This window comes from Rhodoplanes sp. Z2-YC6860 (assembly GCF_001579845.1).
Classification (GTDB): domain Bacteria; phylum Pseudomonadota; class Alphaproteobacteria; order Rhizobiales; family Xanthobacteraceae; genus Z2-YC6860.
In genome coordinates, this window is sequence record NZ_CP007440.1 from 3247173 (window position 1) to 3262264 (window position 15092).

The 15092-nt window shown below is 62.7% G+C and carries 14 protein-coding genes; 5 read left to right on the forward strand and 9 right to left on the reverse strand.

Annotation, left to right across the window (positions count from 1 at the left end; all coding sequences use genetic code 11):
• Positions 1-195: 195 nt before the first annotated feature.
• Complete coding sequence (locus tag RHPLAN_RS15010) at positions 196-1479, forward strand: ImmA/IrrE family metallo-endopeptidase (protein ID WP_157100279.1); 1284 nt, start codon at positions 196-198, stop codon at positions 1477-1479.
• A 2-nt stretch (positions 1480-1481) separates the two neighbouring features.
• A complete protein-coding gene (locus RHPLAN_RS15015; RefSeq protein ID WP_068019379.1) occupies positions 1482-2270 on the forward strand; it encodes a hypothetical protein in 789 nt (262 codons plus the stop codon).
• 96 nt (positions 2271-2366) lie between these two features.
• Here RHPLAN_RS15015 and RHPLAN_RS15020 read toward each other — a convergent pair whose 3' ends face one another.
• Positions 2367-2846 carry a RidA family protein gene (locus tag RHPLAN_RS15020; protein ID WP_084244930.1) on the reverse strand — a complete coding sequence of 160 codons (480 nt, stop codon included), beginning with the start codon at positions 2844-2846 and terminating at the stop codon, positions 2367-2369.
• Positions 2847-2952: 106 nt separating this feature from the next.
• Between RHPLAN_RS15020 and RHPLAN_RS15025 the strand changes: the two genes are divergently transcribed.
• Positions 2953-3954: a Bug family tripartite tricarboxylate transporter substrate binding protein gene (locus tag RHPLAN_RS15025; RefSeq protein ID WP_068019382.1), complete on the forward strand. Its 1002-nt coding sequence runs from the start codon at positions 2953-2955 to the stop codon at positions 3952-3954.
• Between the two features lie 943 nt (positions 3955-4897).
• On the opposite strand, the gene RHPLAN_RS15030 is transcribed toward RHPLAN_RS15025, so the two are convergent.
• From RHPLAN_RS15030 to RHPLAN_RS15040, 3 genes are read right to left on the reverse strand one after another with little or no spacing between them, the layout of a single operon-like run.
• Complete coding sequence (locus RHPLAN_RS15030; RefSeq protein ID WP_237180147.1) at positions 4898-5266, reverse strand: c-type cytochrome; 369 nt, start codon at positions 5264-5266, stop codon at positions 4898-4900.
• A gap of 8 nt (positions 5267-5274) precedes the next feature.
• Complete coding sequence (locus tag RHPLAN_RS15035) at positions 5275-7050, reverse strand: GMC family oxidoreductase (protein WP_068019385.1); 1776 nt, start codon at positions 7048-7050, stop codon at positions 5275-5277.
• A 12-nt stretch (positions 7051-7062) separates the two neighbouring features.
• Positions 7063-7791, reverse strand: coding sequence for a gluconate 2-dehydrogenase subunit 3 family protein (locus tag RHPLAN_RS15040; protein WP_068019388.1), 729 nt, complete (start codon positions 7789-7791; stop codon positions 7063-7065).
• Positions 7792-7941: 150 nt separating this feature from the next.
• Here RHPLAN_RS15040 and RHPLAN_RS15045 point away from each other — a divergent pair, with 150 nt between their 5' ends.
• Together RHPLAN_RS15045 and RHPLAN_RS15050 are read left to right on the forward strand one after the other, a co-directional pair.
• On the forward strand, positions 7942-9144 hold the full coding sequence (locus RHPLAN_RS15045) for a thiolase family protein (protein ID WP_068019391.1): 1203 nt from the start codon (positions 7942-7944) through the stop codon (positions 9142-9144).
• Positions 9144-10685 carry an AMP-binding protein gene (locus RHPLAN_RS15050; RefSeq protein WP_068019394.1) on the forward strand — a complete coding sequence of 514 codons (1542 nt, stop codon included), beginning with the start codon at positions 9144-9146 and terminating at the stop codon, positions 10683-10685. The genes RHPLAN_RS15045 and RHPLAN_RS15050 overlap by 1 nt, the downstream gene beginning before the upstream one ends.
• On the opposite strand, the gene RHPLAN_RS15055 is transcribed toward RHPLAN_RS15050, so the two are convergent.
• From RHPLAN_RS15055 to RHPLAN_RS15075, 5 genes are read right to left on the reverse strand one after another with little or no spacing between them, the layout of a single operon-like run.
• Positions 10675-11403, reverse strand: coding sequence for an SDR family NAD(P)-dependent oxidoreductase (locus RHPLAN_RS15055; protein ID WP_068019405.1), 729 nt, complete (start codon positions 11401-11403; stop codon positions 10675-10677). The two genes, RHPLAN_RS15050 and RHPLAN_RS15055, sit on opposite strands and share 11 nt — an antisense overlap.
• Complete coding sequence (locus RHPLAN_RS15060) at positions 11400-12185, reverse strand: cyclase family protein (protein WP_068019407.1); 786 nt, start codon at positions 12183-12185, stop codon at positions 11400-11402. The genes RHPLAN_RS15055 and RHPLAN_RS15060 overlap by 4 nt, the downstream gene beginning before the upstream one ends.
• Before the next feature lie 2 nt (positions 12186-12187).
• The gene (locus tag RHPLAN_RS15065) at positions 12188-13429 is read right to left on the reverse strand and encodes an SDR family oxidoreductase (RefSeq protein WP_068019415.1); all 1242 of its coding nucleotides are present in this window, start codon (positions 13427-13429) and stop codon (positions 12188-12190) included.
• Positions 13430-14605 carry a thiolase family protein gene (locus RHPLAN_RS15070; protein ID WP_157100280.1) on the reverse strand — a complete coding sequence of 392 codons (1176 nt, stop codon included), beginning with the start codon at positions 14603-14605 and terminating at the stop codon, positions 13430-13432.
• Between the two features lie 3 nt (positions 14606-14608).
• A complete protein-coding gene (locus tag RHPLAN_RS15075; RefSeq protein WP_068019418.1) occupies positions 14609-15091 on the reverse strand; it encodes an aromatic-ring-hydroxylating dioxygenase subunit beta in 483 nt (160 codons plus the stop codon).
• Position 15092 lies beyond the last annotated feature (1 nt).

Consider the following 15092-nt stretch of genomic DNA (forward strand, 5'->3'; position numbering starts at 1 on the left):
GCGCTTGGGGAAGAACGGTCCCGCCGGGTGGACCGTAATGCTCAGGCTACTGCACATCGTCGGCGCTCACGCTTGGCGCGGTGTTTCCGCGGAGATGTGACGCGCGTATGACGACCTTGATCGTTCTTTCAACGATACGGCAACCTTGATGTAAATTGCACCAGCGTCTCATGCGGTCGAGCAGTTGTTCGTCATGTGCGCCATTATGCGCAGCAGGCTACCGTCGAAGCCCTTGTTTCTTCCACTAACATCGCGGCTGCTGAAGAATGTCCTGGTGTTCAGCGACGAAAACATCGCGCTGAGTGCAGCCTGAGCCGTGTGGGTGATCGCATGACTCCTGAGGATACAAGATCGGAAGCGCAGAAGGCCAAACAAGACGACTTGGAGGGTCATAAGAGTCCGATTGCTTCTGAATGGGTGAAAGAAGCGGTTGGCCTGATGAGCGCGGCAAAATGGGCAGCCCACAAAATCAAATACCCCAAGCTTTCCAAAACAGAGTTTCTTCTGGTGAAGGAGCAGAAACCGTCGGCCGGCGCGGTGCTGTACGCTGACGGAAGCTCCTATATCAAGATCAATGATGGAATAATTCTTTTTCTCCATGAGATAACTCAGGCGCTTGGTTCCGGAATCAACTCATACGACGGAACGCGCTTGATCGAAGCGGCTGCAAACGCGCCTGCCGAAGTCGATAAATGTCTTCGGCAAGCTTACGAAAATTATCAAGAGCGTTTGGATTGGCAGGAGATCGCGCCATTTTCTCTTAAGTTGGGGCCGAAAGCGACGCAGATCGCGGCCTCAAACACGGCGGCAGCCATCCTGTTCACGATCTTGCATGAATATGGCCACGCGGCGTTACACAAAGCTGGGCCGCGTGAGCCAAAGACAGAAGAACCAGAAGCCGACCGATGGGCAGCCGAGACGTTGTTCGAGCTGTTTGCTGCGCCGGCGGCTCAGGAGAATTCCGCGCTATCGGGCGCGTTTTTGAGCATACGCGCGCAGGCGGCGCGTGAGCGAATACTGAAAATCGTTCTCAAGAGGTATCCGAAATCCGAAGTTCGTTTCGCGAATGTGATCAACATCGCACAAGGGTTTCTCGGAAGCGAGCTAATGTTCTACGTCAAGACAACGCAAGTGTTCTCGACTGACTGCCGATTGCAATCATGTGAACACGCGCTGGATGCCGACGTTCCGCATCCTCCGAGTTCCGTCGCGCAAATTGTCTCGGGTGTTGTCGCCAGGCTGATCCACATCTGTCAGGGCAATCCGATAGACGAAAGAATGGGAAACGATTTGGCCTTCATCGCCAGCAAGGCGCAGCCCGAGGTTCTCTCGGAAGTGGCTGCTACGCTTCGGCGCGTTCTCTCGAATGCTCAGGTTGAGGATGCGGCCAACATCGAGACAAAAAGGTCTCTAGTCGCGGCGTATCCAAAACTGTTGGCGGTGGTGCCGGAGGAGTTTCGCCTTTCATACGGAGGATAATAATGGCTGAGCAATTGAACGACGGCTTTGTCAATTTTCTGAACAGCAAGGGTTTTCAGCCGATTTTGCTGCCGAAGGGCGGGGTACTGCCCCCTTACATTTATATTCTCGGCGCGGAGGGCAGTTCGCTGTTCCAATTCGGATCGCTCAATTCAGTTCTGCCGAAGAAGTTGGGTTACACCAAGAATGTTACATCTCCGTTCGGGAAATCAAATATATCCAGCAAGGGCGGCAATCTGAGTGTCGGTTTCTTCAAGCAGTTGCTGGAATGGTTTCATCTTGGTCAAGCGCAATTGGATGCGGGTGGATCGATCGAAGGTAACACCGAGTATCGCTTTGACGGGGTGACGACGAGGCTTGCCGAACCGATAAAGATATTGGCGGCCTTGAACGATGCGGGAATAGCTCCTGCAAAATTTGGTGAGAAGATTCTTGCCGAAGGAAAAATCTATGTTGCGTACGAGGTGCTCTACGCCACTACAGTCAAATTGATAAAAGGCGGCGCCATCAAAGGTGACTTCAAAATCGAAGTGTCGGCAAACGAGATTGCATCCGCAAATGCGGACGCGAAGGCCGAAGGAAAGAATGATGAAGATTCAATCTACACCGAAGACCGGCCCGTCGCATTTGCATTCCGCTTGGCGCAGTTGCTCTACGAAGCCAACAAGCATGAATATGCGCTCAACTGGGTAAAGGTATCGGCTGCCGGCTTCTCCGAGGATGAGCCTGAAAGGATACTCGCGGCCAAGGGGCAAGTCCTGAAAGTGGCCGATAAGCCATCCAGAAGCTGATATCGCCGCATGAGTCTGCGAAGGGTTCGCGTGACGTCGGGTTGTTTTCCGAATGTTCAGGTGACGGCCGGCGTCACGCGTGACTGATCGCTCTCCTTACTTCACCGGCACCATCGCGGTGACGTCGATCTCGACCAGCATCCCGGGCCACGCCAGCTGGCTGATGGTGAGCAGCGTGTGCGCCGGCATGGGCGTCGAGCCGAAGGTTTCCTGGCGGCACTTGCCGAAGTCCGGTTGATAGCGGACGTCGGTCATGTAGGTGACCATCTTGACGACATCACCGTAGGTCGCGCCGTTTTTCTCCAGCGCGCGCTTGATCTTGTCGAAGGCGTACTTGCATTGGGCGGTGAAGTCGCCCTTGTGAAGAATGTCGCCGCCCTTGCCGTTTTCGTCTTCGGCGCCGACGCCGGCGAGGAAGATCATCTTGCCCGGGCCGGTGACCGTGACGGCTTCCGAGAAGCGGCCTTTGGTCCATTCGCTGTAATTGTAGTTCTTCTTCTCGAAGCTCTGCGCCGACGCCGGTGAGGCGAGGGAGAGGCAGGCTACGGCTGCAAGCGCTATCGTGATCGTTCGCATGTCAGGTCCTCCTGGTTGAATCGCTCGATCCTACGACGGACCTTGCGGTGGCTGCCAATTGCCGATCTGCTATGGCAGGCAGAACAAAAATCGAGGGAGGGCTGGGATGGCATCGACAAGCACGGCATCGAAACGGGTGTGGTTCGCGCTTTTGGGGCTTCTGGCCTTGTGGCCGTGGCAGGCCCGCGCGCAAAGTGCCGCGGACGCGGCGAGCTATCCGAACCGGCCGATCCGAGTCATCGTGCCATTCCCGGCCGGCGGGCCGTCCGACGTTCTCGCACGCATCATTGCCCAGAGGCTCGGCGAGGACTGGAAGCAGACGGTCACGGTGGAAAATCGCGTCGGCGCCAACACGGTGATCGGCGCGCAGGTGGTCGCGACCGCGCCAGGCGACGGCTACACGCTCCTGATGGCCATCGACTCGACGCTGGTGATGAACCAGTTCCTCTACAAGAGTCTGCCCTACGATCCGCTGAGCTTCGTGCCGGTCTCCATGGTCGGCAAGACCGTGGTGCTCTTGATGGTGAACGCGTCGGGCGACATCAAAAGCGTCGGCGATCTGATCGCCAAAGAGAAGGTTGCGCCCGGGAAGTTCAATTACGGCGCCGGCACGATCACGACGCAGCTCACCGGCTTTCTGTTGAACAAGGCGCTCGGCACGAATGCGGAGCTCGTGCGCTACAACGGCAGTGCGCAGGTCACGCAGGGGCTTCTGACCAACAGCGTGCAGTATGTCCTCGATGGGCCGTCGGCCGCGCTGTCGCTCATTCAGGACGGCCGTTTTCGCGTGCTGGCGAAGTTTGACGCCGGACCGTTTCCGCCGGCGCCGGACGCGCCGCTGATTTCTGCTGCGGCGGGGCTCAAGAATTTCGACGACGTCACGGTGTGGCTTGGTCTCGTGGCGCCGAAGGGCACGCCGCAGCCGATCGCCGACAAGCTCAGCCGCAAGGTTGCGGAGATCATGGCCGATCCCGGCATCAAGCAGAAGGCCGAGGCGACCGGACTGTTCCCCGCGACATCGACGCCGGCGGAGTTCGGTGCATTCATCCGCAAGGAGGCCGAGCGCTGGGCCCCGGTGGTGAAGGAAACCGGGATTCATTACGACTGACCGACGGTTGGCCTGAAGCCGCGGCCTTCACACCGCCCGGAACCGTTTCCGCAACGGGGCGTTGCCTGCGTAGCCAGCTCGCCCCCCGCGACTGCGACCGCGCCTGAGCTGGCGGAAGACCCTGGAGCAGTCGCAGCCCAGGGTCTTTTCGTTTTGCTTGAGGCAAGCCGGTGTCAGCGGCTTTCCTGACGCCCAAGGAACACTGGGCAAGCTTGCGAACGCGAATAATTGTTTGCGTTTCCGCAAATCACGTGTAGACGCGAAATTGCTTCGCTCACTGAGGGCGTCATCTAGAGACGTCTGTTTGGCGGAGCGGGGTGTGGCGCCTGCAGGCGTGGCTCGTGACCACGTCCCAGGGTGCGAGGTCATTGTCCGTCCCCGATGAGGGGGCCGCCTTCAGTGGCAGGGCGCGATCGGGTGAAAGCGGGCGCAAATGCCCCCTGGAGCATGGTGGGTGAGAGCCCAGCCGGTCCGATCGAATCTCGAACGGTGGCCTCGCAATAAATCGCCACAAGTGGAGCGCCGGGAGGCGAGCGGGCTTCGCAAGCCCGCGGCACCTCCCAAGGGTGCCGACGACCACGTAGCGCCAACCGGCGCTCCGCGCCCTCACGCATGTGAGGGAGCAGGAAGAATAGAGGCGCTGGCCCCGTGCCTGATCTGAAGGGGCCGATGAATCACGCCTGGATCGATGTTGAAGGGATGCGCTGAAAAGCGCGGGCTGTTTGACAATTGAATCAGGATTTCGCCGCTCCAAACCCAAGGCGGTGTCATTGCCGGGCTTGACCCGGCAATCCATGAGCGGCCGTGGCGAAGGCAGTCGTAAGCGTGTGCTTTGTCGCAGCAGCGTATGGGCCCCCGGGTCAAGCCCGGGGGCGACGACCACCTTGTTGACGGAGGTGTGGGTCTCCGCACCGCGGGTGCGCAGCGGGGTGCGCCGCCGCCGCTACTTCAGCGTCTTCAAATACGCCACAACGTCATCGACGTCGGTGGCTTGGCTGAAGCCCGCGAACGGCATGCGGTTGCCTTTCACCTTGGCCTGCGGATCGGCGATGTATTCGCGCAGGTTCGCCTCGTCCCAGGTGAGCTTCGCGCGCTTCATCGCGTTCGAATAGCGAAAGTCATCGAGCGATGCCGACTGCCGTCCGAACACGCCCTTCAGACTCGGCCCGAGCGCGTCCGGCTTCTCCGAATGGCAGGCCGCACATGCGGTGTAGAGCGTCTTGCCGTGCTCGGCATCGACCGCAGAGGCCGCGGCGCCCGAGATGACGAGAGCTGCGGCTGCTGCCGCGATGCGTAACGACGTCATGATCATCTGTTGCCTCATGCGTGCACCAACGGGCCGGGGTTCTTGAGATACTTCGAGACGATCGCGTCCGCCGCCCAGTAGGCCAGCGCGCCGACCGGGCCGGTCGGGTTGTAGGCCGGCTGTTGCGGGAACGTCGAAGCGCCCATGATGAACAGATTGCTCGCGTCCCACGACTGCAGATAGCGGTTGACGACGCTGGTCTTGGGATCCGTGCCCATAATGGTGCCGCCGGTGTTGTGCGTCGACTGGTACGGCACGATGTCGTAGTCGCCTTTGCGCAGACGCGGCGAGCCCATGACGGTCGGGTTCATCACCTTGGCGATCTCGACCACTTTGCTCATGCAGTATTCGGCGAGCTTGTAGTCGTTCTCGACGAAGTTGTAGGTGAGCCGCAGCAGCGGGCGGCCGAGCTGATCCTTGTAGGTCGGATCGAGGTCCACATAGTTGTTGCGGTTGGCGTAGTTCGATCCCGACATGCCGATCGACAGCGCATGCTGGTAGTTGTCGACCGCGGCCTTCTTCCAGGCCGAGCCCCAGCGCGGCGTGCCGGGTGGCGTTGGCCGGTAGGCGATCGGCCGGCCTTCGCCGTGGCCGGTCTGAATGCGGCAGCCGCCAAAGAAGCCGAGGCCCGTGTGATCGAAGTTGTCGCCGTCGAAATCGTCGATCACCATCATCGAGCCGGGCGAGCCCATGAACGGGTTGAAGTTCTTGTCCTTGAAGAACATCGTCAGCCCGATGCGGGAGAGCTGGTAGCAGTAGTTCCTGCCGACGGCGCCTTTCTGCGTCGCCGGGTCGTAAGGCTCGCCGATGCCGGAATGCAGCAGCAAGCCGATGTTGCCGAACACATAGGCCGAGAGCACGACCATGCCCGCGGGCTGCTCGTATTCCTCGCCGGTCCGCGTGTCGGTGTAGACCACGCCGGTGACTTTCTTCGCGGCCTTGTCGTAGGTGAGCCGGCTCACCCACGAATGCACGCGCAGCTCGAACTTCGGATCGGCGCGCAGCACCGGCAGCACGCAGATATGCGGGCCGGCTTTGGCATTGGCCTCGCAGCCGGCGCGCTCGCAGTGACCGCAATACTGGCAGCCGCCGAGCGCGAGCCCCTCGGTGTTGGTGTAGGGCTGGCTGATCGTCGAGGCCGGCTGCGGGAACGGATGATAGCCGAGCTCCTTGCACGCCTTGGCGTACATCAGCGCCGACTCGGTCATCTTCACCGGCGGTGTCGGATAGTCGTTCTGCCGTGCGCCCTCGAACGGATTGCCGCCGTCGACCTTCTGGCCGCGCAGGTTGCCGGCCTTGCCGGACACGCCGCAGAGCTTCTCGAACCGGTCGTAATAGGGCTCGAGCTCGTCATAGGTCATCGCCCAGTCCTGCACCGTCATGTCTTCGGGCAGGGCCTTGGCGCCGTAGCGGTTGAGGATGTTGCTGCGGGTCTGGTGATCGCTTGGCAGGTAGCGCCAGTGCTGACCGCCCCAGTGATTGGCGGCGCCGCCGACGCCGTTGCCCGGCAGGAACGATCCCATCCGGCGCATCGGCAACGCCTGCTCGCTCGGGCGATGCCGGAACGACAGCGTCTCCATCGCCGGGTCCTGGATGATTTCGAGCCGCTGCACATACCGCAGCTCGTCGCGGATGTGTGGCATCGCGAAATCTTCGGCGGGCTTGATGTCCGGCCCGCGCTCCAGACCGACGACGTTGAGTCCGGCCTTGGTGAGTTCGCGCGCCATGATGCTGCCGGTCCAGCCCATGCCGACCATCACCGCATCGACTTCCTTCAGACGTGTTGCCATGCTCCGTCCTCCTTACGAGAAGTCCGCGATCGACTGCGGTTCCGGCTTGTAGAGTTTGTTCCGGTACAGATCCATCATGTTGGCGTAGGTGGCGGGCAGGCCCGGATAACCGATCATGCGCCACGACACCTTGTTCTTGTTGCCGCCGTAGATCGGATCGGAGAAGAAGCCCTCCATGGTGATGTCGAGCAGCGCCTCCATGAACTGCTTGCCGTCAAAGTTCTGCAGTTCGGCCTTGCCCTGGTCCATGACCTTGAGCACCTCGTCGCGCTCCTTGAGCGAGAGGCGGTCGAACTCCTTGCCGCGGGTTTTCTTGAGCCAGGCGTTGGTGGCGGTGATGCCGGCGGCGAAGAACTCGCGCGGCGTCAGCGCAAGCTGGTAGCCGAAGCCTTCGCCGGGCGGTTTCCTGAACGGTCCGCTGCGGTACATCTTGGCGCCGCCGCCCCAGGCGCTGGCGAGCTGGCGGTCGATGAAGGTCACCACACCGCAATCGCTTCCCGACGGCGACAGATCGTCGGCCGGAATGATGGTATCGGCTGCGGCCGTGAAGAACGCCTGCTCGGCTGGCGACAACGTCACCATCGCGTCGCTGTCGGCACTGGCTGCGGGCGGGGCTTGTGGCTTTGGCGGGGCGCTTTGTGCGGCGGCCTCGGTTGCGGGCGCGATTGCTGTCGCGGCGGCGGTGCCCGCGATCGCCGCGCCTTTCAGGAATTCTCGACGGAGAATCCGTTCGTCTGCCATGTGCGTTCTCCCCAGAGTGCGCGCCGCAATTGGCGACACACTGTCAGTTTTGATTTCGTCCAGGCTAGCAGCCATGCGATTGGACCGAAAGGCATTTCGATTGCGTGTGGACCGGCTTCACGTGCATGGCTCCGGCCGGTAATCTAAAGCATGATCGAAGCGTACATTCCTTATGGTGCCTACTGGTCTTCGCCCTTCGCGCGCTGGCAGGGCGCGTTCTCAGGCCTGCACGCGCTTAAATTTGCGGCACATCGCGCGCAGGCCGAGCTGCGCAGCCGCGCGATCGACGGGACCGAGTTCGATTTCGGCGTGCTCGGCACCACGATCCCGCAGCAGCACAGTTTCTTCGGCGCGCCGTGGGTGACGGGCATGCTCGGTGCCGGCCACGTCTCGGGTCCGACCATCAACCAGGCCTGCGCCACCGGTGCGCGATGCCTCGCCACCGCGGCGCAGAATCTGGCGACAGGCGATGCGCAGTGCGTGCTCGTGATCACCGCCGATAAGACCTCGAACGGACCGCACATCTATTATCCGCAGCCGTCGGGACCGGGCGGCACGGGCGCCCATGAGGACTGGGTGCTCGACAACTTCTCCTGCGATCCGCTGACCGGATCGGGGATGCTGCAGACCGCGGAGAACGTCGCGCGGAAATGGCAGATCACGACAGCGGAGCAGAACGACGTGACGCTGCGCCGCTACGAGCAATACCAGGACGCGCTGGCGCACGACTCGCGGTTCCTGAAACGCTTCATGACGCTGCCGTTCGAGGTGCCGGACAAAGGCTTCAAGCGAACGGCATCGCAGCTTTCGGGCGACGAGGGCGTGCACGCCACGACCGCGGACGGCGTGCGCAAGCTTGCGCCGGTGATGAAGGACGGCACCGTGACCTACGCGGGCCAGACGCATCCGGCCGACGGGCACGCCGCGATGGTCGTGACCACCAAGGAGAGAGCGGCGAAGCTCTCGAAGCGCCCCGAACTTGCCATCCGACTCATCGCATTCGGCCAGTCGCGCGAAGAACCTGCGATGATGCCGGCTGCGCCGATCAAGGCGGCGCGGGTCGCGCTGAAGCGCGCCGGTCTCAAGATCGGCGACATGGCGGCGATCAAATCGCACAATCCGTTTGCCGTGAATGACATCGCCTTCGCCCGCGAGACCGGCTGCGACCTGATGGCGATGAACAACTACGGCTGCTCGCTGGTCTGGGGCCACCCGCAGGGCCCGACCGGATTGCGGGCGGTCATCGAACTGATCGAGGAATTGACCGAGCGTGGCGGCGGCTATGGCCTGTTTCACGGCTGTGCGGCCGGCGATACCGCCATGGCGGTTGTGATCGAAGTGGCGGACGCGTGATGACTGAGCCGGCGCGGATGGTCGGTGCGGATGCGTTGCCGCCTGTTCCGCCCACGCTCGCGCATCTCCTGATCGATGCCGCGACGCGTGCGCCGCAGGCTGAGGCGCTGGTCTGCGGCGATCTTCGCCTGACCTACGCGCAGTATCTCAATGCCGCGGTGGCATTGGCCAATGATCTGGGCGCGCAGGGCGCCAGCGGCGAGCGCGTCGCGCTGCTGCTCGGCAATTCTGCCGAGATGGCGGTGGCGACCTTCGCGACACACCTGGTCGGCGCGCAGGCGGTGCTGCTCAACCCGATCTACACGGCGCGGGAGCTGTCGGTCATCATCGAGGATGCCGAGCCCGCGCTGCTGCTGCATCAGGCTAGCTACGCTGAGCTGGTCGCAGCAATCAAAAGTCACAAAGGCCGGACGCAAATTCTTGACTGCAGACATTTGCAGATCGACAAACCTGCCGAACTCGCATCTCCTCTGCCTACGCCTGAAACTTTCGCCACGCTGCAATACACCGGCGGTACGACAGGGCGGCCTAAGGGCGTCAACCTCAAGCACAGGTCGCTTGCCATCAACGTGGCGCAGCGCGAGGCGCTGCTGCCGACGCGCGAAAGCGGCGAACGCATTCTCTGCGTCACGCCGCTGTGTCACAGCTACGCGACCTCGATGGCGCTCTATCTTTCAGCCTATTGCGCGGGCGTGCTGGTGATCCTGCCAAAATACAGCGCGGAGGCCGTGCTGAAGACGCTCGAAAGCGAGCGGATCACAATCTTTCCGGGCAGCCCGACCATCTTCGTCGGTCTGATGGCGCATCCGTACTTTGCCGAGGCCAATTTTTCCGCGCTCCGCCTTTGCTATTCGGGCTCGGCGGCGCTCCCCGCGGCGACGCTGGCGCAATGGGAAGGCCGCGTTTGCTGCAAGATCTATGAAGGCTTCGGCCAGACCGAAGCGGGGCCGGTGCTGACGTTCAACGCGGTCGGACAGGAGACCAAACCTGGCGCGGTCGGCATGCCGTTGCCGCGCACCGAAATCGAAATCGTCGATCTCGAAAGCGGTCGCACCGTGCTCAATCGCGGCCAGGCGGGAGAGGTCCGCGCGCGGGGACCGCAGATCATGAGCGGCTATCGCAACGCGCTGGAGGAGACCGCCAAGGCGCTGCGCGACGGCTGGCTTTACACCGGCGACATCGGCGCGATCGAGGATGACGGCACGTTGACGATCCGCGGGCGCAAGAAGGAGATGGTGATCGTCGGCGGCTACAACGTATTTCCGCGCGAGGTCGAGGATGTGCTGCTGTCGTTTCCCGGCGTCAGCGAAGCCGCTGTCGTCGGTGCGCCGGACAGCTATCGCGGCGAGAGCGTGCGCGCTTTCGTGATTGCTGAAAAGAGCATGGTGCTCGATCCGGCTTCACTGCTCACTCACTGCACGCAAAACTTGGCGCGCTACAAAGTGCCGGCGTCGATTGAAATACGGTCCGACTTGCCGAAAACCGCCGTCGGCAAGATCGACAAGGTCGCGCTCGAAGCGGAGGTGCAAGCTAAATCGTGAGACTGCCGACGCTTGAGCCGCCGCACACATACAATGTCTGTCCGGTAACGAAGCTGTTGGCGCGGTCGCAGAAGAACATCACCGCGCGCGCGACGTCGTCCGGCTGGCCAAGCCGCTGCACCGGAATGGCCTTGGCCAGCGCGGCTTCCCGCTCGCCGCCCTTCGGCACCAAGGCGTGGAACATGTCGGTGCCCGCGATCGGCCCCGGCGCGATCACGTTGACGGTGATGCCGTCGGCCGCAAGCTCCAGCGCCCAGGTGCGCGCCATGCCGATCATGCCGGCCTTGGTGGCGGCGTACGCCGTGCGCGTCTGCAACCCCAGCGCGCCGCGCGACGACATCAGCACGACGCGCCCGAATTTTTGTTGCTTCATCGACGGGAGCGCGGCTTGAACAAGCATGACGGCCGAGCCGAGATGAAGCTGCGACAACGCTTCGAGATCAGAGATTTTGACGTCGGGCAGCAGCGCCGGGCGGATGACGCCGGCGTTGTGGACGAGATGCGTCACAGCAAAACGCGACGCGACATCGGCAGCGGCCTGTTGCGTCGCTTCGGCGTCTATCAGGTCCACCTCGACCGCGTGCAAGCGCGTGTGCTTCTGCTCCGGCCGGCCAAGCGCCAGCGAGACGACCTCGTAGCCGGCATCGAGCATCTGCCGGCAGATTTCCGCGCCGATGCCGGTCGAGCCGCCGGTCACGACCGCGACATTGTCGCTCACTTCGCGCCTCCGACGAGCGCAAGCACCCGCAACGGACTTCCCGAGCCGTTCTTGATCTTCAGCGGCGCCGCAATGATCACGGAACCCTTGGGCGGCAGCAGATCGAGATTGGTCAGGCACTGCAGGCCGAACCGGCCTTTGCCGTGCATATAGAAGTGTGCCGGGTAGGGCGGGTTGAAGTGGTGGCCCTGGCCGAAGTCGGTGCCGATTGTCTCGGTGCCGAAGCCGTGCACGTCGCGCTGTTCGACGAACCATTTCACCACGGCGGGCTCAGGCCCCGGCGTGTGAGCGCCGTCGTCGCGCAGGCCTGCGTAATCCGGGTAGGTCTTCTTCGACCAGTCGGTGCGCAGCAGCACCCAGCTTCCCGGCTCGATCTTGCCGTGGCGCACCTCCCACTCCTCGACAAACGGAATGGTCAGCGCGAAGTCCGGATTGTTGGCGCAGGCTGCCGAGCAGTCGAGCACGCAGGCCGGCGCGATGAACTTGCGCACGTCGATGGTGTCGACCGCGTTGTTCGGCAGGTCCTTGCCGGAGATCCAGTGGATCGGCGCATCGAAATGCGTGCCGGTGTGTTCGCCGAGGCTGATGTTGTTCCAGTACCAGGCGGGCCCGCGCTCGTCGTAACGCGACACCTCCTCGATGCGGAACGGTGCGCACTGGCCGAGTTCCGGCGGCAGCACGATGGTCGGGAATTCCTGTGCGAGCGTCTGCGTGAGATCGACGATGCGGACGTCGCCGCTCGAAACCGCGCGGGCGAATTGCATGAGGTCGATCGCGGTCATGATCAGCTTTCCATCTCTCGCTCGAGCGCCTTCGGGTTCACCGCAAGGCGCGCCCGGATGTCTTCGGCGATGTCGCCGACGTAGGCGTCTTCGACGCCCTGCTTGAGCGCGCGGATCACCGCATTGGCCAGTGCTCCAGGCGTCACCTTCGGTGGCGGCACCGTCTGGAACCACTCGGTCTCCAGCGGGCCGAAGAACACGTTGAGCACCTTGACACCGCCGGGCCTGAGTTCAGCGCGCATGCATTGCGCCGCTGACAAGCACGCGGCCTCCGCCGCCGAATGGCTGCCGAATTGCGGCCAGTTCATCAGCGCGTGCACCGAGATGAGATTGACGAAAGCTGCAGCCGAGTTGACGCCATCGGCGCCGCGAAAGCGCAGCACCGGGCCGAACGCCTGGGCGAGGCGGAGGAGGCCGAGGTAGCGGATGTCGATCTCTTCGCGCGCGACGGTCAATCCATGGCGATTGACCACGCCGCCCGCGCGAACGTGCTCGGCGGTGTTGACCACAATGTCGATGCGCGCGCCGTTCTGTTCGGCCTGCTCGGTGACCGATTCTGTGTCGGTGACGTCGAGCGGCACGATCTCGACACGCTCGATCTTTTTTAGCGCATCGAATCCTGGAAACGGCTTCCAGGAATCGGCCAAGCCGACAAATACGATCGAGGCTCCAGCGTCGGAAAACGCCTTCGCCATGGCCTGGCCGACCGCTGTACGGCCGTCGGTGATCAGCACGCGGCGGAATTTCGGATCGCAGGTCATCTCGCGTAGGTGCGGATCGTCGGCCATGTTCGGAGTGTCCTTCTCGGGAAGCGCGATGGCGACGGCCGAGCCGCTCCGGTCGAGCTTGAATTCGACGCGCACGCGCTGGCCCTCGACTGTGTCACCGTGCAGATGGGCGACCACGGCAGGTCCCACGTCGAGCTTCACCGTGCCGACGCGCCACGGCGTCCGCTCGCGAAAGTAAGGATCGGTCGAAGTCTGCACGGTGGTTTCGGCGACCAGCACGCCGCCATTGCCGACGTCGCGGAACGGCAGCCGTGCGGAGAGGCATTCCGGGCAGGCGTCGCGCGGCGGATAGACCACGGTGTTGCAATCAAGACAGACCTGCAGCGCGAAGCGGCCTTCGGCGGCCGCGGCCGTGAGGCCATGGCCGGTGCGGCTGCGCACGCCCTGCGGCGAAAGCGGCAGCCGCGTCCGTTTCAGCGGATTTTTTCGTTTCGGGCGGACAAGGGGTTCGGTCATTCAGGCTCTCGCGAGAATGGCGGCGCAGGACGACAGCCCGCGATCGTAGTTGATCATGCCGAAGCCCGAAACGAGCCCGGTTTTGGCGTCGGCGATCTTGGTGCCGATCGGCTCGCCGATGAGCTGCCGCATGGCTTCAGTGAGGCCGATATATCCACCGCCGGCGCCGGCCTGACCGACCGAAAGCTGTCCACCGGAGGTGTTGTGCGGAAACGTGCCGTCGTTGGCGAAATTATGCGAACGCACGAAGTCCGGACCTTCGCCCTTCTTGCAGAAACCCAGGTCTTCGATCTGCATCATGACGATCACCGGATAGTCGTCATAGGTCTCGACGAAATCGATATCGGCGGGCTTCATCCCGGCTGCGGACCACAACGTGTCGATATCCATCGCCCAGCCGCCGCGCATCTGCACCGGATCGTTGGTGAAGGCGTTGTGCCGCTCGATCGTGGACAGGATGCGCACGAAAGGAAGGCCGAGCGACTTCGCGGTGTCCTCACGGCAAACAATGAGCGCCTCGGCGCCGGCACACGGCATCACGCAATCGAACAGGTGGATCGGGTCGGCGATCGGCCGCGCCGCCATGTATTCGTCGAGTGTGAGCTTCTTCTTCATCATTGCATAGGGAATCGACAGCGCGTTGTCGCGTTGCGCGACGCAGAGCTTGCCGAAGTCTTCGCGCTTCGCGCCATACATGTTCATGTAGTTCTTGGTGATCAGCGCGAACGAGGAGTTCGCGCCGCCCGATCCATATGGATAGACTGCGTCCTGCGCAAAGCGAGAGAACGTCGACAGCGTCTTGCGGAACGAGTCGACGTGATTGGTGTCGGCGCCCACGCAAGCGACGATCTCGGCATCACCCGTCTGCACAGCGCGTGCCGCGCGGCGGATCGCGATGACGCCGCTCGCGCCGCCGAACGGAATGTGCTCGAGCCAGCGCGGCGAAAGGCCGAAGTGCTGGGTCAAGCCGATGGCCGTGTCGGGTCCGACCGTGAAGCTCGACACCGCAAACCCGTCGATGTCCTTGGGCTTGATCTTGGCGCGCTTGACCAACTCATGCAGCGCGCGGCCGATCCACCAGTGCGCGCTGTTGGTCGAATAGCGGCGGTAGGGGATGGTGATGGGTGCGCAGAGAACCACACCATCGTAGGATTTGGCGTTCACACCAGACGTCATGGGTCACATGAACAGCTGGATGTTGCCGAACGCCGCGTCACAGTTGACGAGGTCGACGCGCTTGAGCTTGATCTTAAGCTTGCCGTCCACGACGGTCAGCGTGTGCCGCGCCCAGGCGGCGTAAAGCTGCTGCTCGTCGTGGCGCGTCTCAACATAATGCATCGGCGTGTAGGTCAGATACTCGTTTGCAGGTTCGTCGCGCTTGTCGACCTGCGGCACCTGCAGCACGTGATGGCAGCGGCTCCGCGGTTTCTGCGAGAAGGTGCGGTTGCCCTTGAGCCGTTCGATGCGGATGGTCAAGAGCAGCTTGTCCTCGTACATCAATGACGCTGTCAGCTTCGGATCGGTCTGACCCCATTCCAGCGGCATCCAGTAGATGCCGTCGTCGGCGAACAGCTCCAGCCATTCGTCGAGGCGATGCTCGTCGATCAACCGCGCTTCACGCACGACGAAATCGATCAGTTCCTGGTTGGTCGGTGCGGCCATT

Bases quoted from the DNA above. Each gene is read 5' to 3' on its own strand.
- RHPLAN_RS15015 (WP_068019379.1), top strand. From the start codon at position 1,482: ATGGCTGAGCAATTGAACGACGGCTTTGTCAATTTTCTGAACAGCAAG.
- RHPLAN_RS15020 (WP_084244930.1), bottom strand. From the start codon at position 2,846: ATGCGAACGATCACGATAGCGCTTGCAGCCGTAGCCTGCCTCTCCCTC.
- RHPLAN_RS15025 (WP_068019382.1), top strand. From the start codon at position 2,953: ATGGCATCGACAAGCACGGCATCGAAACGGGTGTGGTTCGCGCTTTTG.
- RHPLAN_RS15030 (WP_237180147.1), bottom strand. From the start codon at position 5,266: ATGATCATGACGTCGTTACGCATCGCGGCAGCAGCCGCAGCTCTCGTC.
- RHPLAN_RS15035 (WP_068019385.1), bottom strand. From the start codon at position 7,050: ATGGCAACACGTCTGAAGGAAGTCGATGCGGTGATGGTCGGCATGGGC.
- RHPLAN_RS15040 (WP_068019388.1), bottom strand. From the start codon at position 7,791: ATGGCAGACGAACGGATTCTCCGTCGAGAATTCCTGAAAGGCGCGGCG.
- RHPLAN_RS15045 (WP_068019391.1), top strand. From the start codon at position 7,942: ATGATCGAAGCGTACATTCCTTATGGTGCCTACTGGTCTTCGCCCTTC.
- RHPLAN_RS15050 (WP_068019394.1), top strand. From the start codon at position 9,144: ATGACTGAGCCGGCGCGGATGGTCGGTGCGGATGCGTTGCCGCCTGTT.
- RHPLAN_RS15060 (WP_068019407.1), bottom strand. From the start codon at position 12,185: ATGACCGCGATCGACCTCATGCAATTCGCCCGCGCGGTTTCGAGCGGC.
- RHPLAN_RS15065 (WP_068019415.1), bottom strand. From the start codon at position 13,429: ATGACCGAACCCCTTGTCCGCCCGAAACGAAAAAATCCGCTGAAACGG.
- RHPLAN_RS15070 (WP_157100280.1), bottom strand. From the start codon at position 14,605: ATGACGTCTGGTGTGAACGCCAAATCCTACGATGGTGTGGTTCTCTGC.
- RHPLAN_RS15075 (WP_068019418.1), bottom strand. From the start codon at position 15,091: ATGGCCGCACCGACCAACCAGGAACTGATCGATTTCGTCGTGCGTGAA.